Annotated in this window: 19 protein-coding genes; 7 read left to right on the forward strand and 12 right to left on the reverse strand. The window is 69.3% G+C overall.

Annotation, left to right across the window (positions count from 1 at the left end; all coding sequences use genetic code 11):
- Positions 1-30: 30 nt before the first annotated feature.
- The 7 genes from lepA (at position 31) to GGD89_RS05630 (ending at position 6,387) form a co-directional block, all read left to right on the forward strand.
- The gene (gene lepA, locus GGD89_RS05600; protein ID WP_184043129.1) at positions 31-1,833 is read left to right on the forward strand and encodes a translation elongation factor 4; all 1,803 of its coding nucleotides are present in this window, start codon (positions 31-33) and stop codon (positions 1,831-1,833) included.
- Between the two features lie 144 nt (positions 1,834-1,977).
- Complete coding sequence (locus GGD89_RS05605; protein ID WP_184043130.1) at positions 1,978-2,496, forward strand: hypothetical protein; 519 nt, start codon at positions 1,978-1,980, stop codon at positions 2,494-2,496.
- 209 nt (positions 2,497-2,705) lie between these two features.
- A complete protein-coding gene (locus GGD89_RS05610; RefSeq protein ID WP_184043131.1) occupies positions 2,706-2,918 on the forward strand; it encodes a hypothetical protein in 213 nt (70 codons plus the stop codon).
- 137 nt (positions 2,919-3,055) lie between these two features.
- The gene (locus GGD89_RS05615; RefSeq protein ID WP_184043132.1) at positions 3,056-3,289 is read left to right on the forward strand and encodes a hypothetical protein; all 234 of its coding nucleotides are present in this window, start codon (positions 3,056-3,058) and stop codon (positions 3,287-3,289) included.
- Positions 3,290-3,396: 107 nt separating this feature from the next.
- A complete protein-coding gene (locus tag GGD89_RS05620; protein WP_343058545.1) occupies positions 3,397-3,981 on the forward strand; it encodes an NUDIX hydrolase in 585 nt (194 codons plus the stop codon).
- A 120-nt stretch (positions 3,982-4,101) separates the two neighbouring features.
- Positions 4,102-4,998 carry an isocitrate lyase/PEP mutase family protein gene (locus GGD89_RS05625; RefSeq protein ID WP_184043133.1) on the forward strand — a complete coding sequence of 299 codons (897 nt, stop codon included), beginning with the start codon at positions 4,102-4,104 and terminating at the stop codon, positions 4,996-4,998.
- Between the two features lie 324 nt (positions 4,999-5,322).
- On the forward strand, positions 5,323-6,387 hold the full coding sequence (locus GGD89_RS05630) for a cytochrome-c peroxidase (RefSeq protein ID WP_184043134.1): 1,065 nt from the start codon (positions 5,323-5,325) through the stop codon (positions 6,385-6,387).
- Between the two features lie 83 nt (positions 6,388-6,470).
- On the opposite strand, the gene GGD89_RS05635 is transcribed toward GGD89_RS05630, so the two are convergent.
- The 12 genes from GGD89_RS05635 to GGD89_RS05690 all read right to left on the reverse strand — a co-directional run bounded on the left by GGD89_RS05635 (position 6,471) and on the right by GGD89_RS05690 (position 18,123).
- Positions 6,471-7,385: a 2-dehydro-3-deoxygalactonokinase gene (locus tag GGD89_RS05635; protein ID WP_184043135.1), complete on the reverse strand. Its 915-nt coding sequence runs from the start codon at positions 7,383-7,385 to the stop codon at positions 6,471-6,473.
- 11 nt (positions 7,386-7,396) lie between these two features.
- A complete protein-coding gene (locus tag GGD89_RS05640) occupies positions 7,397-8,080 on the reverse strand; it encodes a 2-dehydro-3-deoxy-6-phosphogalactonate aldolase (protein ID WP_246422686.1) in 684 nt (227 codons plus the stop codon).
- Complete coding sequence (dgoD, locus tag GGD89_RS05645) at positions 8,074-9,225, reverse strand: galactonate dehydratase (protein ID WP_184043136.1); 1,152 nt, start codon at positions 9,223-9,225, stop codon at positions 8,074-8,076. Before dgoD ends, GGD89_RS05640 begins: the two co-directional genes overlap by 7 nt.
- 125 nt (positions 9,226-9,350) lie before the next feature.
- Entirely contained in the window at positions 9,351-10,679 is a 1,329-nt protein-coding gene (locus GGD89_RS05650) for a TRAP transporter large permease (protein ID WP_246422691.1), read from the reverse strand.
- A gap of 1 nt (position 10,680) precedes the next feature.
- Positions 10,681-11,295 (reverse strand): TRAP transporter small permease subunit, encoded by a 615-nt coding sequence (locus GGD89_RS05655; protein WP_184043137.1) that lies wholly within the window; start codon positions 11,293-11,295, stop codon positions 10,681-10,683.
- A gap of 169 nt (positions 11,296-11,464) precedes the next feature.
- The gene (locus GGD89_RS05660) at positions 11,465-12,526 is read right to left on the reverse strand and encodes a TRAP transporter substrate-binding protein (RefSeq protein ID WP_246422692.1); all 1,062 of its coding nucleotides are present in this window, start codon (positions 12,524-12,526) and stop codon (positions 11,465-11,467) included.
- Positions 12,527-12,603: 77 nt separating this feature from the next.
- The gene (locus GGD89_RS05665; RefSeq protein ID WP_184043138.1) at positions 12,604-13,455 is read right to left on the reverse strand and encodes a FadR/GntR family transcriptional regulator; all 852 of its coding nucleotides are present in this window, start codon (positions 13,453-13,455) and stop codon (positions 12,604-12,606) included.
- 373 nt (positions 13,456-13,828) lie between these two features.
- Positions 13,829-15,046: a beta-ketoacyl-[acyl-carrier-protein] synthase family protein gene (locus GGD89_RS05670; RefSeq protein ID WP_184043139.1), complete on the reverse strand. Its 1,218-nt coding sequence runs from the start codon at positions 15,044-15,046 to the stop codon at positions 13,829-13,831.
- 84 nt (positions 15,047-15,130) lie between these two features.
- Positions 15,131-15,385, reverse strand: a complete 255-nt coding sequence (locus GGD89_RS05675; RefSeq protein ID WP_184043140.1) for an acyl carrier protein — start codon at positions 15,383-15,385, stop codon at positions 15,131-15,133.
- A gap of 41 nt (positions 15,386-15,426) precedes the next feature.
- Complete coding sequence (gene lpxD, locus GGD89_RS05680; RefSeq protein WP_184043141.1) at positions 15,427-16,527, reverse strand: UDP-3-O-(3-hydroxymyristoyl)glucosamine N-acyltransferase; 1,101 nt, start codon at positions 16,525-16,527, stop codon at positions 15,427-15,429.
- A gap of 554 nt (positions 16,528-17,081) precedes the next feature.
- The gene (gene atpF, locus GGD89_RS05685) at positions 17,082-17,630 is read right to left on the reverse strand and encodes a F0F1 ATP synthase subunit B (RefSeq protein WP_184043142.1); all 549 of its coding nucleotides are present in this window, start codon (positions 17,628-17,630) and stop codon (positions 17,082-17,084) included.
- Position 17,631: 1 nt separating this feature from the next.
- Positions 17,632-18,123 (reverse strand): F0F1 ATP synthase subunit B family protein, encoded by a 492-nt coding sequence (locus tag GGD89_RS05690; protein ID WP_184043143.1) that lies wholly within the window; start codon positions 18,121-18,123, stop codon positions 17,632-17,634.
- Positions 18,124-18,433: the final 310 nt, after the last annotated feature.

Genomic DNA, 18,433 nt, shown 5'->3' on the forward strand with positions numbered 1-18,433 from the left:
CCGCGTCCGATCCTCTTGACCGCACGAGACATGACCGACCTGTCGCATATCCGGAACTTCGCCATCATCGCCCATATCGACCATGGGAAGTCCACCCTGGCCGACCGCATGATCCAGATGTGCGGCGGGCTGGACGCGCGCGAGATGAAGGAGCAGGTGCTCGACAGCATGGATATCGAGCGCGAGCGCGGCATCACCATCAAGGCACAGACCGTGCGGCTGTCGTTCCAGGCGTCCGACGGCCGGACGTATGCGCTGAACCTGATGGACACGCCGGGGCACGTGGACTTCTCGTACGAGGTCTCGCGCTCGCTGGCCGCCTGCGAGGGCGCGCTTCTGGTGGTCGATGCGTCCCAGGGGGTGGAGGCGCAGACCCTGGCCAACGTCTACCTGGCGCTGGACAACGACCTGGAGATCGTTCCGGTCCTCAACAAGATCGACCTGCCGGCGGCCGAGCCCGAGCGCATCAAGCAGCAGGTCGAGGATGTCATCGGCATCGACGCCAGCGAGGCGTTGCCCATTTCCGCCAAGACCGGCCAGGGGGTGACCGAGGTGCTGGAGGCCTTGGTCAAGCGGCTACCGCCGCCCCAGGGGGCCGTCGACGCGCCGCCCAAGGCGCTGCTGGTGGATAGCTGGTACGATCCGTACCTGGGCGTCGTCACCCTGGTGCGCGTGGTCGATGGTGTGTTCCGCAAGGGCATGCGCATGCGCATGATGCGCACCGGCGCCGTGCATCCCATCGACAAGGTGGGCCTGTTCACGCCGAAGATGGTGGCCGTGGAGACCCTGTCGGCCGGCGAGATGGGCTTCATCATGGCCGGCATCAAGTCGGTGGCCGACACCCAGGTGGGCGACACCCTCACCGACGACCGCGCGCCCTGCGAGACGCCGTTGCCCGGCTTTCGGCCCTCGGTGCCGGTGGTCTGGTGCGGACTGTTCCCGGTGGACACGTCGGACTTCGAGACCCTGCGCGACAGCCTCGCCAAGCTGCGGCTGAACGACGCCAGCTTCGAGTTCCAGATGGAGACCTCGGCGGCGCTGGGCTTCGGGTTCCGCTGCGGATTCCTGGGGCTCTTGCACATGGAGATCATCCAGGAGCGCCTCACCCGAGAGTTCGACCTGGACCTGATCACCACCGCGCCCAGCGTGGTCTACAAGATGCACCTGACCAGCGGTGAGTTGCTGGAACTGCACAACCCCGCCGACATGCCCGACCCGGTGATGATCGAGGCCATCGAGGAGCCCTGGGTCAAGGCGACCATCATCGTCCCCGACGAGTACCTGGGGCCGGTGCTGAAGCTGTGCACCGAACGGCGCGGCATCCAGCAGGACCTGACCTACGCCGGCAGCCGGGCCATGGCGGTCTACAAGCTGCCCCTGAACGAGATCGTGTTCGACTTCTACGACCGCCTGAAGTCCATTTCCCGGGGTTACGCCAGCTTCGACTACGATATGGACGAGTACACGGAATCCGACCTCGTGCGGGTCTCCATCCTGGTGAACAACGAGCCCGTGGACGCCCTGGCCTTCGTCGCCCACCGCACCCAGGCCGATGGGCGGGGCCGCCAGATCTGTGAACGCCTCAAGGATCTGATCCCGCGCCACATGTTCAAGATCCCCCTGCAGGCGGCCATCGGCGGCCGGGTGATCGCCCGCGAGACCATCTCCGCCATGCGCAAGGACGTGACCGCCAAGTGCTACGGCGGTGACATCACCCGCAAGCGCAAGCTGCTGGAGAAGCAGAAGGAGGGCAAGAAGCGCATGCGCCAGTTCGGCCGGGTGGAGATTCCGCAGACGGCCTTTATCGAGGCGCTCAGGATGAAGGACGACTGAGGGGGCCGGGGACACCGGACCCTCTATCGGGACACGCCGACAGGCTCTCGTCACCGTCTCGTGCGCTTTCCAGGGAACGCGACCGTGCATGCGAAGATTTCAAACGCGCCGGGTCGTCTCGAAAAGGGAGGGGTGTGACCCCCCATGTTCATCACCCTGATCGTCAGTGCCTGCGTGGCCGCCCTGGTGGCTGGCGTCATCCTGCTGGGCTTCAAGCTGGTGGGCCGGAAGGCCCCCAAGGGGCTGCTGCCCCTGGCCATGGGCGTGGCGGTGATCGCCTATGTCACCTACGCCCGCTACACATGGCACGAGACCATGATCGCGCGGTTGCCGGAGACCCTGGTGGTGATCGAGACCGGTCGCGGCGGCACGCCGTTCGAGCCCTGGACCTACATTTGGCCACGGGTGACGCACTTCGCGGCCGTGGACCGGGCGACGGCGCGTCATCACCCCCAGGTGACCGGGATGGTCCTGGTCACGGTGATGCTGGTGGCCGAGGACGAGCCCAGCCGCGCCGTGCCGCAGGTGGTGGACTGCCGGCGCGGTCGCCGGGCGCCGGTGGGCGGTCTGACCCTGACGCCGGAGACGCTGGCGGCCGACACCCTGCCCTGGCAGTCCGGACGGAGTCCGGCGGCCCTGTTCGACGCCGTGTGCGAGGGGTAGATTCCGGCGGACGACGGTGTGACCGCCGCCCCGCGCGCGCGGGGCGGGACACCGGCCTGAAACCGTGATAGGCTTCTTTCCGGGTTACGGAATGCGTGACCGACCGTTCCGGTGGAGCCAGGGCGATGGAGCCCGCCCCCGGACGCGGTGGCGGAGGCCGGGCGCCGCGCCCGGATCCGCGAGACCGGCGGCGGAAAAGGAGACCGCGCATGAGTGGTGGTGCCATCGCGGGAGGCACGATGCTCTCCCAGGCCGTGAGCCTGCTGCATACCCAGACATCCATGATCAAGATGGCCGCCGAATCGGAACAGGCGGTGGCCAACCTGCTCGCCCAGGGCGCGGGGATGGCGCAGTCGCCCGGACAGGCCGTCACGCCGGCCGCCGCCCCCGGCAAGGGGGGCACGGTCGACATATCCGCCTGAGCCGGCGGATATCGCGGACGGGACCGGACGCGCCCGTTCCCTCTTTCGTCGTCGATAGACCCGCCGGGTCGAGGGGTGCCCGTGGGGGCGCGCACCCTGGCCCGTAGGGCTCGCCAGATCGCGGAGCGCGAGGACTCATGGCCGACATTCAAGGCATGACCGGATCCGCCGTCCAGACGGCCCGCACGACGACCGCGCGTCCGGCCGTGGCCGCCATCGACGGGCGCGGTGGCGGCGGGGGTGGGGCCGACGGCCCGCAGGCGACCCGTGCCCGCGCCGCCGAGGTGCCGGCGCCCCAGGTGATCCGCTTCGAGGGCATGGACCTCGACCCCAACGCCCCGCGTGGCACCTACCTCGACATCCTGGTATAGTACCGACGGTCCTTGAGCATGACCGGTGCCGTTCGGCGGCGGGAGTCACGGGCTTCCGCCGCCGGGACACGAGCGGTGCCTTGTCCATCGACCAGGATATGCGAGCGGTGACCGGACACGCCCTTCCCAGAGCCTACTTCACGCGCGTGCCCGGCGGGGCGCGTGGCGACGGGCCGACCACGGTCATGGTGCCGGATGGCGACAGCCGCGAGCGGTTGGTTTGCGCCGACTGCGGCTTTGTCCGCTACGAGAACCCGCGCATCATCGTCGGCGCCGTGTGCACGTGGCAGGACCGCTATCTGCTGTGCCGGCGGGCCATTCCCCCCCGGGTCGGGTTCTGGTGTCTGCCCTCGGGCTTCATGGAACTGGGCGAAAGCACCGAGGACGGCGCCCGCCGCGAGGTGTGGGAGGAAGCGCGCGCCCGGGTCGACCTGGTGGACCTGCTGGCCATCTACAACCTGTCCCACATCAGCCAGGTTCATCTGATCTATCGGGCGCGCATGCCCTCGCCGGCCTGCGCCGCCGGTCCGGAAAGCGAGGCCGTGGCGCTGCTGACCTGGGACGAGGTTCCCTGGGATGCGCTGGCCTATCCCAATGTCGCCTGGGCGTTGCGCCAGCATCGGGCCATGCGCGGGCGGGACAACTTCGCGCCCCTGGGTGTTCCGGACGAGGCGGCGACCACCGGCGCCTGATCCGCGTGTCGGGGGGGCCATCCTTTTGCATGGGAGGGTCGCGGGCGGCGTGGAAGGCTCCTCCTCGTCGGGTTTTTGGGGGTAGGGTGGCGCCTCCTTTTTGCCCGCGCCGGAGGTCCCATGCGCCGCACCACCCGTTTCCGCCGCCTGATCGAGGCCGACCCCATCCTGGTCATGCCCGGGGTCTTCGATTCCCTGAGCGCCCGGATCGCCGCCGAGGCGGGGTTTCAGGCCATCACCTGTGGCGGCTATGCGGCCACCGCCACACGGCTCGGGCAGCCGGACATCTCGCAGCTGACCATGGTGGAGTTCGCCGACCACTACGCCCGCCTGTGCGATGCCGTGGATTTGCCGGTGTTCGGCGACATGGACACGGGCTTCGGCAATGCCACCAACGCCGCGCGGGCGTTGCGCGCCTACGAGCGCGCCGGGCTGGCCGGCGCCTTTATCGAGGACCAGGTGTTCCCCAAGCGCTGCGGCCACATGGCCGGCAAGGCCGTGGTGCCGGTGGCGGAGATGCTGCCCAAGCTGAAGGCGGTGCTGGACGCCCGCGACGATCCGGACTTCGTGGTCATGGCGCGCACCGACGCGCTGGCCGTCGAGGGCCTGCAGGCGGCCATCGACCGCGCCAATCTGTACCGCGAGGCTGGGGCCGATCTGCTGTTCGTGGAGGCGCCGCGCACGGAGGCGCAGATGCGCCGCATCTGTGCCGAGGTCCAGGGCCCCTGCATGGCCAACAGCCTGGAAACGGGCCTGACCCCGTTGGTGTCGGCGGCCGAACTGGAGGCGATCGGCTACGCCCTGGTGGCGCATCCGGTGGCGGCGCTGTACGCGGTCACCCAGACGCTGCGGCGGCTGTTCGGAGAGTTGCGCGAGACCGGCTCCACGGCCGGCTGGCTGGACCGCATGACGGATTTCGAGGGCTTCGCGGCGCTCATGGGCCTGCCAGGGATCCGCGTCCGCGAACAGGCGTTGCTGGACTTCGCCGAGGACATGGTTGGGCGCGACCGAGCATAGCGGTCGGTCGACTCCGAGGCGGGGGGAGGGGCGCATCGCGCGACAGGAACGCCGTTATGGTCAAGAAACATGCGATGGAATTCCCGTTTTGGGTGTTCAGCCCCGTGGCCCAGTCGGAGATTCGGCCCGAAAGAGGGAGAGGCGCGCCCATATCCCTGTGCGATTTGCGGCAAATCAATGCATTGGAAATGGTCCAGTTCTAAAAAGAGTCGGGTCGCCTGCGGGTGCCCCTGGATGCGCGGCCTCGCCCCGACTCCCCGGCTCGTGGGCGGAACGGCGGGGATCGCGACTGTCGCTGTCCCGACTCTGGATGAGGACCCCCCGATGAGACACGTCCTGACGATTGCCGCCGTCGCCACCCTGCCGGTCCTGTCGCCGGTCGCCGCCTGGGCCGAGGCCCCGGACGACGCCGCGCTGATGGAAGAGGCCCAGGCCCTGTTCGAGCCCATCCCCGATCAGGTGCCCGACGTCAGGGGCAACGCGGTGACCCGGGAGAAGATTGACCTCGGCCGTATGCTGTTCTTCGATCCGCGTCTGTCGGCCAGCCATCTTCTGTCGTGCAACACCTGCCACAACCTGGCCATGGGCGGTGACGACAACCTGGAAACCTCCATCGGCCATGGCTGGCAGGCCGGCCCGCGCAACTCGCCGACCGTCTACAACGCCGTGTTCAACATCGCCCAGTTCTGGGATGGCCGCGCGGCGGACCTGAAGGAGCAGGCCAAGGGGCCGATCCAGGCCGGCGTGGAGATGAACAACCAGCCGGCCATGGTGGTGGAGACGCTGTCGTCCATGCCGGCCTACGTCGAGTACTTCACCGCCGCTTTCCCCGGCGACGACGATCCGGTCACCTTCGACAACGTGGCACGCGCGATCGAGGCGTTCGAGGCCACGCTCATCACCCCCGCCGCGCCCTTCGACCAGTTCCTGGAGGGCAACGCCGACGCCCTGACCGAACAGGAGAAGCGCGGCCTGCGGACGTTCATCGACACCGGCTGCGTGGCCTGTCACGCGGGCGTCAACCTCGGCGGCGAGGCGTACTACCCGTTCGGCGTGGTGGAACGTCCGGGCGCGGACATCCTGCCGCCCGAGGACAAAGGGCGCTTTGCCGTCACCGACACGGCCACCGATGAATATGTCTTCCGGTCGCCCACCCTGCGCAACGTGGCGCTGACCAAGCCGTACTTCCATGCCGGCCGCGTCTGGGATCTGACGCAGGCGGTGGCCGTCATGGGCGTGGCCCAGCTTGGCGAGGACCTGAACGAGGACCAGGTGGACGACATCGTCGCCTTCCTGCACACCCTGACCGGCGAGGCGCCCGAGGTGATCGTGCCCGTGCTGCCGGCCAGCAGCGTCGATACGCCGCGCCCCGCGCCGATGGACGAGTAGGGCAGGGGCCGCGCGATAGACGCGGCGGGTGGGGACGCGGGCGGTGTGCGGTGACCGCCGCGTCCCTATCCTCCCAAGCGTTGCTACACTCCCAAGTCCGTCGCCACGGCCAGCACCCCGGCGCGAGTGGCCTGATCGGCGGGGATGACCTCGACCCGCAGGCCCCGCGCGGTCAGGGCGCGTTCGTAGGGGGCTTGCAGGGACGCGCCCCCCACCAGGGCGATCGGTGCCGTCCGGGCATCGGGAGCGCGGGCGAGGGCGCCGTCCAGTTCGGCGCCGATGAGGACTCCGGACAGGAAACTCGCCACCCCCTCCGGCGCCAGCGCGCCATAGAGGAACCGTCCGCGCGACGAGAACACATGATGCAGCGGCCCACCGGGCGTGGCGGCCTGCGCCAGGCCCTGGTCGAAGGCGGCCGGATCGAAGGGTGCGTCGGCCGTCGCCGGCTCGCCCAGGATCGAGTGGCCCAGCAGCACCGCGCGCATCTCGCCGGTCAGGAAGGTGGCGAAATCGACGAGCCGCCCGCCCTCGGCCCGGGCCCACTTGGAATGGGTGCCGGGCAGGCAGAACAGACCGTCGCTCCGGCCCAGCAGCGCCAGGGCGCCCAGGACCTGCACCTCCTCGCCGCGCATCACGTCCACATGGCCGTCGGCGCCCCGGACGTGGGCGCCCGGCAGGATCCAGGCCTTGGCCAGCCCTTCGGCCGGGACCACCTGGGCGGCGAGGTCCCGGGTCCCCACGGGCAGGGGCGGCTGGGCCGCCTTGCGCCAGCCCGAGGGCGCGCCGACCATCCCGGCCATCAGCACCGGCGGCGTGCCCTCGGCCTCGTTCCGCCAGGGCGCCAGACGATCGCGTGCGTAGGCCGGGAACGACTGCCCGGCCATGGCGCGCAATCCCTTGCCGGACGGCAGGGTATCCAGCACCGCGCCGGTGTCGCGGGCCACCAGCCAGGCGCGGAAGCTGCTGGTCCCCCAGTCGATGATGATGACGCGGGTCATGGTCCTGCCGGTCAGCCGGTGGTGAGGGTCCGCCACGTCGTGACCAGGGTGCGCGCCAGGGCGCCCACCTCGGCCGCCGTGCGTCCGGGCTTGTACAGCGACGATCCGAAGCCGAAGCCGTCGGCCCCGGCGGCCCGGAACGCGGCCATGGAATCCCGGTCGATGCCGCCCAGGGGGACAATCCGTGTGTGCGGTGGCAGCACCGCGCGGATGTCCCGCAGATAGGCCGGGCCGAGGGCCGCCGCCGGGAAGACCTTCAGCGCCCGGGCGCCATGGCGCGTGGCCTGGAGGGCCTCGGAGGGGGTCATGCAGCCTATCACCGGTACCAGGCCGGCGCGCACCGTGGCGTCGACGACCGTGGTGTCGGTGTTGGGCGTCACCACCAGGTCCGCGCCCAGCGCCGCCAGGCGACCCACGTTCTCGGGGGTCAACACGGTGCCCGCGCCCACCACGACCCCGGGAGGGCAGTGGGCTTGCAGCAGGGCGATGCTCTCGAACGGCTCCGGAGAGTTGAGGGGGACCTCCAACATGGTGAAGCCGGCGGCGATCAGGGCGCCGGCGATATGCAGCACCTCGTCGGGGGTGACGCCGCGCAGCACCGCGACCAGCGGCATGGTGGTGAAGGCGGCATCGAAGCGGGCGATCGCGCCGCCGGCGGCCGCCCCCTGGGCGTCGATCATGGGGGCAATCACCATTCCGCGATACTCCCGTCCTCATGGCGCCAGATCGGATTGCGCCAGGCGTGGCCCTCGCGGGCGCGCTCGATCACCACGGCCTCGTTGATCTCCACACCCAGGCCCGGTCCCTCGGGCACCGGCATGAACCCGTCGGCGTCGACCGTCAGCGGCGCCGGATCCACCAGATAGTCGAGAATGTCGGAATTCACATTGTAGTGAATGCCCAGGCTGAACTCCTGAATGAAGGCGTTGTGGGCCACGGCGTCCAGGTGCAGGGACGCCGCCAGCGTCAGCGGCCCCAGCGGGCAGTGCGGCGCCAGCGCCACGTCATAGGTCTCGGCCAGGGTGGCGATCTTGCGGCCCTCGGTCAGGCCGCCGCAGTGCGACAGGTCCGGCTGGATGATGTCCACCGCGCCGCCGTCCAGCACCGGCTTGACCTGGGTGCGGTGGAACAGCCGCTCGCCGGTGGCGATGGGATAGCCCAGCCCCTGGGTGATGGCCGGCAACACCGGCAGGTACTCGGGCAGCACCGGTTCCTCGACGAACAGCGGGTGGAACGGCTCCAGCTCCCGCAGCAGCACCTTGGCCATGGGTCGGTGGACGCGGCCGTGGAAGTCGATGGCGATGCCGATGTCCGGTCCCACCGCCTCGCGGGCCTCGGCCACCCGGGCCACCGCCTCGTCGATCTTGCGGTGGCTGTCGACGATGGCCAGTTCGGCGGTGCCGTTCATCTTGAAGGCGGTGAAGCCCTTCGCGACGATCTCCCGGGCCTGCCTGCCCACGTCGGCCGGGCGGTCGCCGCCGATCCAGGCGTACATGCGCACCCGGTCACGCACGCGCCCGCCCATCAGCGCATGCACGGGGACCCCGAGGGCCTTGCCGGTGATGTCCCACAGCGCCTGATCGATGCCGGCGATGGCGCTCATCAGGATCGGTCCGCCGCGATAGAACCCGCCCCGGTAGAGCGTCTGCCACAGGTCCTCGATGCGGCGCGGATCCCGGCCGACCACGGCGTCGGACAGGTCGTGCACGGCGGCCTCGACGGTGGCGGCGCGGCCCTCGATGACCGGCTCGCCCCAGCCCGACAGGCCGGCATCGGTTTCCACCTTCAGGAACAGCCAGCGCGGCGGCACCCGAAACGTCTTCAGTGCGGTGATACGCATCGTCAATCCTATTCCAGGGCGGACCGCGCGGTCTCGACGCCGCCCGGTCCGCCCGACTGTGATGTCTCTACGCCCGCGGGACCCGCGCCGGGACGTGGGGAACCACGCCCCGGCGGCGACCCGTCTCAGTTCACCAGCCACATGGCCACGTTGGGCTGGAACAGCAGCAACGCCAGCACCGCGATCTGGATGACCATGAACGGGATCACCGAGCGGTAGATGTCCACGAGGGTGATGTCGGGGGGCGCCACGCCCTTCAGGTAGAAGGCGGCCGGTCCGAACGGCGGCGACAGGAACGAGACCTGCATGTTCACCGCGAACAGGATGCCGAACCAGATCGGGTCGTACCCCAGTTGCTGGACGATGGGCACAAAGATGGGCAGGCACAGCATGGCGATGCCGATCCAGTCCAGGAACAGGCCCAGCACGATCAGCACCAGCATCATCACCAGCAGGATCAGGATGGGCGCCAGGTCCAGCCCGAGGATGGTCGACGAGACGAAGCGGTTGCCGCCCATCAGGTTGTAGACCCCCACCAGGGTGGCGGCGCCGACGCCGATCCAGATGATCATGCCGCAGGTGTTGATGGTCTGCGTGACGGCCTGCTGCATGAGCGTGAGCGAGAACTCGCGCCGGATCATGATGCCGATCAAGACGCCGAACACGCCCATGGCCGCCGCCTCGGTGACCGAGGCCACGCCGCCGTAGATGGAGCCCAGCACCATGAAGGCGATGGTCGCCGGCAGGAGGATATGGCGCATCTCGCGCAGCTTGTCGCGCCACGGCATGTTGGCCTCGGCCTCCGGCACCGGAGGTCCCAGCCTCGGGTTCAGCAGGCAGCGCGTCAGCACGTAGGCCATGTAGCACAGCATCAGGATGACGGCGGGCGTGATCGCCGCCGTGAACAGGTCGGCGATGGAGACGCTGGCGATCAGCCCGTAGATGATGAGCACGATCGACGGCGGCATCATGGTGCCCAGCGAACCGCCGGCGCAGACGACGCCGATGGACAGATGCCGGTTGTAGCCCAGGCGCAGCATCTGCGGCAGGGCCAGCATGCCCAACAGCACGATCTCGCCGCCGATGATGCCCGACATGGCCGCCAGGAAGAAGGCCACCACCAGGGTCTGCACGGCGACGCCGCCGGGGACGCGCCCGGCCAGCACGCGCATGCCGTTGAACAGGTCCTTGGCGATGCCGGAGCGGTCCAACAGCGAGGCCATGAACACGAACATCGGCACGGCGACCAGGGAGTACTCGGTGATGAAGCCGAACACCCGGCTGGTGACCAGCGGCAGGGCGTTGGGGCCGAACCAGCCCAGCGTGAACACCAGTGCCACCAGTCCGGTGGTGAAGGCCAGCGGCAGGCCGGTGAGGAGCAGCAGGAAGATGCTGCCGACGAGCACATAGGTGCCAACCTCGATGCCCATGACGCTCAGGTCGAAGCCGTCCATATCACCGGTCCTCCCCGTCGGGGCGCGCCGGACGCGCGCGAAGCGTCTGGATCAGGTGCAGGACCGCCTGCACCGTCATCAGGGCGACGGCGAACAGGATCAGGCCCTTGGTCATGGCCGGGAACGGCGGGTTCCACGAGGTGCCCGAGCGCTCCAGCTGCCAGACGCCGGTGGGGCTGTGCGAGGCCCGGTAGAACAACTGCCAGGCGGCGTAGCTCATGCCGCCGCAAAACAGGACAACGATGGTGTTGTTGAACAGGTCCAGCCAGTGCCGCACCCGGGGGGAGACGGAATCGTAGATCACCCGCACGCGAATGTGCTTGTCGCGGGCCAGGGCCACCGGTCCGCCCAGGGCGAACAGGGCGGCGATCAGCATCACCGTGCTCTCATGCGCCCAGGAGGTGGGGGCGTTGAACACATAGCGCATGATCACCTCGAACACGCTGATGGCCATGGCGATGAACACCAGCCAGGCAATGCCGTCGGCGGCGCGGGCGATCACCCGGTCCAGGCTGGTACGGATGGTGCCCTCGGCGGCCTTGTGCGGATCCTCGGGCGGCGAGGCGCTGTCCGGGGCGGGCTCCGGGGATCGGGGGGGCGGGGAAGAACGGGACATGGTGATAGATCCCCCTGCGGCGAAGGTGCCCCGCGATGGACGACCGGAAACCGGAGGTGCCCGAACGTGGGAGACGGGACCGGGGACAATGGGGATGACGGGGCCGATTGAAAAAGACCGCGGGGCGTCCGGGCGGCGCGGTGGTCGCGCCCGGACGCCCCGCCGATCCTCACAGCAGGTTGCGGGCCTGCAGGAACACGACGACGGAGTCGTAGACCTTCTGCGTCAGCTCGTTCCGGGTGGCCCAGTTGGCCCATTCCTGCTGGGCGATGGCGCGGAACTTCTTCCGCTCCTCGGGCGGCAGGTCGATGATCTCGATGTTCGGATCGGCGCGGGCCTCGGTCACGGCCTCGAGGTCGCGCGCCTTGAGCTTGAAGACCAGTTCATAGGCCAGGGAATCCGTGGCCGTCTCCAGGATGGCCTTCAGGTCGTCGGGCAGGTCGTCCCAGATGTCCTTGTTCAGGGACACCGCCACCATGGGCAGCGAGTGGAAGCCCGGATAGCTGGGATACCGCGCGAAGCTGTGCAGGCCCTGGTCGTGGTTGGTGGAGAACACGGTGTAGTCGGCGGCGTCGATGACGCCCTTTTCCAGGCCGGTGTAGACCTCGGAGCCGGGCAGGTTCACCGGGGCCGCGCCGGCCTTGGAGAAGATGTCATAGACCATGCCCTCGGGGGCGCGCAGCTTCAGGCCCTCCAGGTCGGCGACCGAGCGGATCGGCTTCTTGGAGACAAACGCCTCCAGGCCGGTGGCGGCGGCGCCGATCAGGTGCACGTTGTAGGGCTCGACCAGCTCGTTATATAGCGCCTCGCCGCCGCCCTGCTGCATGTACTCCAGGAACTCCAGCGGGTCGCCCCAGGCGCCCACCAGGTTGCCGAGCATGGAGAACGCCGGATTCAAGCCGGAGAAGTAGCTGGGATCCGTCAGGTGGCCCTGAAGGATGCCGGAGCCGACCGCGTCCAGCGTCTGGTTATGGGGGACCACCGCGCCGGTGGGCAGGATTTCGATGTGAATGCGGCCACCGGACATGGTGGCGACGTTCTCGGCCCAGGCCTGCTTGATCTTGAACTGCGGCTCGCCGGCGGCCTCGGAGGTCTGGAAGGTCCATTCATACTCGGCCGCCTGGGCCGGGATCGCCAGCAGCAGCGCGCCGACGATGGCGCCACCAATCACCGTGCCGCCGAACAGCACGCCGGAGCCGGAGGGCATGGGGGGCAAGAGTCGAATGTTCATGACATTCTCCCACGAGGGGTTGCAGGGAAACGGGGATCCGCATCCAGGTCCCGAGAGCGGGACCGGAGGCGGTCGGTTTACCCTCCGGGCCGGACGGTGCCGGGGGGCGTGCTCATCCAGGCATGGGCGAGCAAGTCGGGATCCGCGATGGCGTCGGGGTCCTCCAGGCCCAGATCCAGGCCGGTGCGGGTCATGACGCGGACGGCGGCGCGGAAGGCGGCTTCCGGCTGCCGCAGGCGGATGGACTCCATAAGGCGGCGATGACGGCCCAGGCTGTCGCGCAGCTCGTCCGCCGTGTCATTGGTCTTGCGGATGACGATCAGGATGGTCGGTCGCAGGATGTGCGCGAGCTGTGCCCAGACAAGATTGTGGGTGGCACGGTAGATGGCGGCGTGAAAGGCCACGTCGTGCTCGCTGAAGGCGCGCGGCAGCGTCGCCCCCAACGCGGTGTCCTCCAGCGTCCGCTCCATCCCCAGGAACTCGTCCTCGATGGCCATCAGGTCGCGGGCCGTCGCCCGTTCGGCGGCCAGGGCGGAGATGAACGGTTCGGTGGTGCGGCGGAACTCGAAGATCTGGCGCAGGATTTCCGGATTGGGCGCGGCGTAGTCCGCCATCCAGCGGGTCACCAGCGGATCCAGGATGTTCCAGTCGCCGTACTCGCGCACCATCGTACCCTGGCCGGCATGGCGGCTGATGATGCCGAGCGCGGTCAGGCTTTGCAGGCCGGCGCGCACGCTGGCGCGGCTGACGCAGAAGCGTTCCGCCAGCTCAAGTTCCTTGGGAAGCAGGGAGCCGGCCGGGTACTGGCCGGAGAACAGGGCGCGGGCCAGACTCTCGGCCACGCGGTTGCCCAGGTCCCGGGTGGTGCCGTGGGGGCCGGCGGGCAACGGAGGGGGACTGTTGTCCTGGGACGGAGCCGGGCGGGACATGAGCGCGCCTGCCTTGTGAGCCTTGCCCCGGGGGCCGGGGTGTCGGTCTTGACCGTCCCTTGAGATGGACGAGTCCCCGATCAATGTCGGAAACCCTACACCATGTCCGACATGAGATCAAGAAATTCGTACTTGTATCGTGCCCTGGTCTATCTTAATCGGCGGTATGTACGCATAACGATGGCCGTGGTCGGGATGCACGGTACCCTGAGCCGAGAGCGGCGGCGGGGTCTGGATCATCTGGGGGCTCTCCCAAGGGACCCTGGGGCTGGGCACAAAAAAAAGACGGCGATGCGGTGCCGCGATCGCCGTCTGATCCGCGACCGACCCTGGGGGAGGGGCGCTCGCCGGACAACCGTCTCTCGATACGCCGTTACTCGGCTCGCCGGATGGCCAGCACGGCGTTGAGCCCCCCGAAGGCGAAGCTGTTGGACACAACCGTGCGAACATCGGCGACGCGCCTTTCGTCGACGACCACGTCCAATGGGCAGTCGGGATCCAGCTCGGTGACATTCAGGGTCGGGGCGATGGTCCCGCTGCGCACGGCATGGATCGCCGCCACCAGTTCCAGGCCCCCAGCCGCGCCCAGGGCATGGCCGGTGTAGGACTTGGTGGAGGTGACGGGAATGGCGCCGGCCCGGTCGCCGAACACGCTCCGGATCACGCGTGCCTCGGCGACGTCGTTGGCGGTGGTGGCCGTGCCGTGCGCGTTGATGTGATCCACGTCGTCGAGTCCCAGCCCGGCGTCGTCCAGACAGGCGCGCACGGCGCGCGCCGCGCCCTCCACCGATGGATTGACGATGTCGCCGGCGTCGGCGCTCATGCCGAAGCCGATCATCTCCGCCAGGATGGTGGCGCCCCGGGCCTGGGCGACTTCCCAGGGTTCGAGCACGAACACGCCCGCGCCCTCGCCGACCACCATGCCGGTGCGGTTCTTGTCGAAGGGCCGGCAGGTGTCGCGGGCCACCACCCGCAGCGCTTCCCAGGCCTTCAGGTTGCCGAAGTTGACCAGCGCATCGGTCCCGCCCACCACCGCGGCGTCCACGGTGCCGCCGCGCACCATGTGAAAGCCAAGGCCGATGGCGTGGTTGGCGGTGGCGCAGGCGCTGGTGACCGCGAACGACGGTCCCGTGATGCCGTGCACCATGGTCACGTGGCTGCACGCCGCGTTGCCCATGGCGCGGGGCACGGAGAAGGGATTGACACGGTGCCGGCCATCCCGGAACAGGCGCACGAACCCGTCCTGCAAGGTGCAGATGCCGGCGCCGCCGGTGCCGATGATGCAGGCCGTGCGCTGGCTCAGGGCCGGATCGGCGCGGATGTCCAGGCCGGCCATGGCCACGGCTTCGTTGGCGGCCGCGAGGCCGAACTGGGAAAAGGGGTCGAGCATGGGCAGCCGGTCGCGCCCGAGCCGCGCGGCCGCATCGAATCCGCGCACCTGGCCGACCACCGGAATACCGCGCGGGACGTCGTCCAGACCTTCCACCGGCGCCAGCCCGCCGCGCCCCTCGTCCAGGGCCCGCGTGAAGGCGTCCGCGTCATGCCCGATGGCCGAGATGACGCCCATGCCGGTGATGGCGACCCGTCTCATGATCTGTTGTCCTCAAGCGCACACAAATCCATCCGGACCCCCAGGGTGTCTCCCGGCCGGTCCGGCGTCGCGCGGGCGCGCGACTCAGCCCTGCTGTTTGGTGATCTCGGTCCGCACGGCGTCGATGATGTCGCCCAGGGTTTCGAAATCACTGTCCATGGTGTTCGCGTTGTAGGGGATCTCGATGTCGAACTCTTCCTCAACCGCGAAGACGATTTCGACAAAATCGAGAGAGGAGATTTCAAGATCCTTGATGTTGGCGTCACGGCTCAGGCGTTCCCGCTCCAAACCTGTTTTCTCGACGACAATATCGAACAGTTTGTCTTCCAGAGTGCTCATGGTCTTCCGCCGTTGTTTGACCCCGGCCCCGCCGGGGCAGGTCACGCAGATCCAGACTCGCGGGGGTCGAGGGTCTTGACCGCCGCCTTGAGGGTTCGCACGTCGCGAAACAGGGCCTTGAGGCGCCGCGTCATCATCCAGGTCTCGAACGCCTGTTCGCGCTCAATCGCCGGCGTGCCGGCATAGACGGCGCGGCCCTGGAGGTCGGTCCCGACTCCGCCGCCGGCGGCGACGACCGCGTCGTCCCCGATGGAGACATGGTCGGCGACCCCCACCTGTCCGGCCAGCACCACCCGGTCGCCGACGACGGCGCTGCCAGCGATGCCCACCTGGCCACACAGCATGCAGTGGGACCCGACCCGGACGTTATGGCCGATCAGGACCAGATCGTCGATCTTCGTATGGTCGCCGACGCGCGTGTCGGTCAGCGTGCCTCGATCGATGCAGGCGCAGGCGCCGACCTCGACGTGATCGCCCAGGGTCACCGCGCCAAGGGAGTGCACGCGCATCAGGCCGACGTTGGTGGCCTGGACCCGGCCGGTCTCCTTGGCGGTTTCCACGCTGCCCTTCTCGGGGGTGACGAAGCTGAAGCCGTCGGCGCCGATGCTGGCGTTGTGGTGGATGATGACGCGGGCCCCGAGGGTACAGCCGCCGCCGATGCGCGCGCCGGCATGGATCAGGCTGTGCGGGCCGATGCTGGCCCGTGCGCCGACGCTGACATGGGAACACAGGACGGTGTGATCGCCGATCCGGGCGCCGGCCGCCACGTGAACGAAGGGACCGATGGCCACGTCCTCGCCCAGGGTGACGTCATCCTCGATCACGGCGCTGGGATGGACACCCGGCGGTACGCCCGGCGTCGCGGCGAAGGCGCCTGTCACCTGGGCCATGGCCACACGCGGCCGGCCGACGGCGAGGACCGCGTCGACGGCTCCGTGGGGCACGGCGTCCACCGCGTCCCGGTGCACCACCGCCACCCGCGCCGCGCAGGTCGCCAGCAGCGGCACGAGCGCCGGGTCCATGGCCACGGCGACATCGTCGGGGGCCGTTGCCTCCGCCGGATGGCGGGGCCGGCCCGCCGGTGCCGCGCCGGTTCCGTGAAGATCGGCCTGCAACAGGTCGGCCAGGGCGGCAGCGTTCATGGGCGGGGTCCGGTTGGGGAAGGCCACGCGAGGGGTGTCCTCCTGAAGGGGGATCCGAAGGGCGGGGGTCGCCGTTTCGGACCATGCGCGCTCAAGATCAGAGCGGTGGAGCGGAGTGGGCGCGGCGCACGTCTTCACGCGGGCGCGCGGCTGAGCTTAGTGGCTCGCCGGAGCCGTGACAATCCCGACGCCCCGCCACGACACCGGGCTCAGGTCAGCCGTCGGCGAGGTCCCTGGAGATGAAGATCCGTCTGGTGCTTCGCACCTTCGGGACGACGCGACCTCAAAACAGGCAACCCTCATCCTGAGGACCTGAGTGGCGCGAGGGATATCCCTTGAGACACGGACCCGTGGTCGGTGTTCCCCTGACCCCGTTGCCGTGTCCCCCGAACGATGCCTTCCACAGAGACCAGGGGACCGACGCCGACACCACACCCGCGACCAGCGAGCGACACGCCGGGGGCTCTCGATCGACGGTCCCGGGGCGTCGCCGCTCCGTCCGACACGCGCGCTTGCGTCAGGACGGCCGGAGGCCGCCGCGCGGGACCGGCGCCTCAGTGCAGGCGGTTGGGAAGATCGCTGATGGCGGCATCCACCATGGCGGTCTGGCGTCGGTCATCCATGGCCTCGCCGATCACTTGCCGGGCGGCGGCGACGGCGATGTCCACGACCTCGCCCCGCACCTCGCGCATGGCCTGGGCCTCGGCCTGGGCGATGCGTTCGTCGGCCTGGGCCTCCCGCCGCTTGATGGTGGCTTCGAGGTTCACCTCGGCCTCCTTGCGCTGGCGCTCTGCCTCGACGCGGGCGTGCTTGATGATGTCGTCGGCGGTCTTCAGCGCCTGCTTCTGCTTCTGCTCGTAATCGGCCAGCAGGGCCTGGGCCTCCTCGCGCAAGGCACGGGCGTCGTCCAGGTCCTTGCGGATACGCTGGGCGCGCTGGTCAAGGGCCCCCACGACCCGACGCCATGTCTTCAGCACCACGAAGGCGACGACCACCAGAAACGAGACGGCCACCCAGGTTTCCGGCTGGGCCCACATGTCTCCGGCGTGATCGGCGGCATGAGACGCCTCGGCGGCGGTCTCGGCGGCAAGGGCTTCGAACATGTCAGCGGGCCTCCCGCATCACGGCATCCACCGACGCCTGGGCCTTTGTGGACCCGACGGCGTCGCCCATCAGCTTGTCTGAGAGCGCGACCACGACGTCGCACGCGGCCTCGCGCGCGCCTTCAAGAGCCTGCGACCGGGCGGCGGCGATCCGCGCCTCGCCCTCCTCGATGCGCCGCGACAGCGCCTCGCTCACCTCGCGCCGCCGGGCCTCGGTGGCCTGCGCCACGGTTTCCTGGGTTTCCTTCAGGATGGCCTGAGCCTGACCGCGCGCCTCGGCCAGCGCCTTTTCGTAGGCTTCGATGGCCGCGTTGGTCCGCGCCTTGAACTCGTCGGCGCGACGGATGTCCTCCCGGACGGTCCGTTCCCGGTCCTCGATCACCTCGCCCAGGCGCGGAATCACCATCCGCGTCAGGTAGCGATAGAGCAGGACGAAAAACACGATCAGCCAGAAAAGCTGGGACGTGAAGCTCGTCGGGTCAAACTGCGGCATCCTGAACGGCTCCCGATCTCGGCGCCGGTGTCGCCCCATGCCTCCATGGGCGCGACCGGCCTGGCCGGCTTTGGTCTCGCGTATCCGACCCGTCGGGCCGGTGTCTTTCGGGTCGCGTCATGACCCTGACGTTCCTGGCGCCGATGGCCGGGAAAAACCCCAGCCCATCGGCGCCCGCTGTCGGGCTCCACCGGTGCCCTCAGTCAGGTCCACGCCAAGGAACGGCGTCACGCGCGGTCGGTTTCGGACCGAGTCCCGCGCCGTGACGGCCCGGCCCCGTCTGCCACGACGCCCCCTGACCCATCCGAAC

The sequence above is a fragment of the Roseospira visakhapatnamensis genome (genome assembly GCF_014197915.1).
GTDB classification, from domain to species: Bacteria; Pseudomonadota; Alphaproteobacteria; order Rhodospirillales; family Rhodospirillaceae; genus Rhodospira; species Rhodospira visakhapatnamensis.

Coding starts and splice junctions, on each gene's coding strand:
- GGD89_RS05660 (WP_246422692.1), bottom strand. CDS start 12,526: ATGAACATTCGACTCTTGCCCCCCATGCCCTCCGGCTCCGGCGTGCTG.
- GGD89_RS05665 (WP_184043138.1), bottom strand. CDS start 13,455: ATGTCCCGCCCGGCTCCGTCCCAGGACAACAGTCCCCCTCCGTTGCCC.
- GGD89_RS05635 (WP_184043135.1), bottom strand. CDS start 7,385: ATGACCCGCGTCATCATCATCGACTGGGGGACCAGCAGCTTCCGCGCC.
- GGD89_RS05610 (WP_184043131.1), top strand. CDS start 2,706: ATGAGTGGTGGTGCCATCGCGGGAGGCACGATGCTCTCCCAGGCCGTG.
- dgoD (WP_184043136.1), bottom strand. CDS start 9,225: ATGCGTATCACCGCACTGAAGACGTTTCGGGTGCCGCCGCGCTGGCTG.
- GGD89_RS05605 (WP_184043130.1), top strand. CDS start 1,978: ATGTTCATCACCCTGATCGTCAGTGCCTGCGTGGCCGCCCTGGTGGCT.
- GGD89_RS05615 (WP_184043132.1), top strand. CDS start 3,056: ATGGCCGACATTCAAGGCATGACCGGATCCGCCGTCCAGACGGCCCGC.
- lpxD (WP_184043141.1), bottom strand. CDS start 16,527: ATGAACGCTGCCGCCCTGGCCGACCTGTTGCAGGCCGATCTTCACGGA.
- GGD89_RS05650 (WP_246422691.1), bottom strand. CDS start 10,679: ATGGACGGCTTCGACCTGAGCGTCATGGGCATCGAGGTTGGCACCTAT.
- atpF (WP_184043142.1), bottom strand. CDS start 17,630: ATGTTCGAAGCCCTTGCCGCCGAGACCGCCGCCGAGGCGTCTCATGCC.
- GGD89_RS05655 (WP_184043137.1), bottom strand. CDS start 11,295: ATGTCCCGTTCTTCCCCGCCCCCCCGATCCCCGGAGCCCGCCCCGGAC.
- GGD89_RS05690 (WP_184043143.1), bottom strand. CDS start 18,123: ATGCCGCAGTTTGACCCGACGAGCTTCACGTCCCAGCTTTTCTGGCTG.
- GGD89_RS05675 (WP_184043140.1), bottom strand. CDS start 15,385: ATGAGCACTCTGGAAGACAAACTGTTCGATATTGTCGTCGAGAAAACA.
- GGD89_RS05625 (WP_184043133.1), top strand. CDS start 4,102: ATGCGCCGCACCACCCGTTTCCGCCGCCTGATCGAGGCCGACCCCATC.
- GGD89_RS05640 (WP_246422686.1), bottom strand. CDS start 8,080: ATGGTGATTGCCCCCATGATCGACGCCCAGGGGGCGGCCGCCGGCGGC.
- GGD89_RS05670 (WP_184043139.1), bottom strand. CDS start 15,046: ATGAGACGGGTCGCCATCACCGGCATGGGCGTCATCTCGGCCATCGGG.
- GGD89_RS05630 (WP_184043134.1), top strand. CDS start 5,323: ATGAGACACGTCCTGACGATTGCCGCCGTCGCCACCCTGCCGGTCCTG.
- lepA (WP_184043129.1), top strand. CDS start 31: ATGACCGACCTGTCGCATATCCGGAACTTCGCCATCATCGCCCATATC.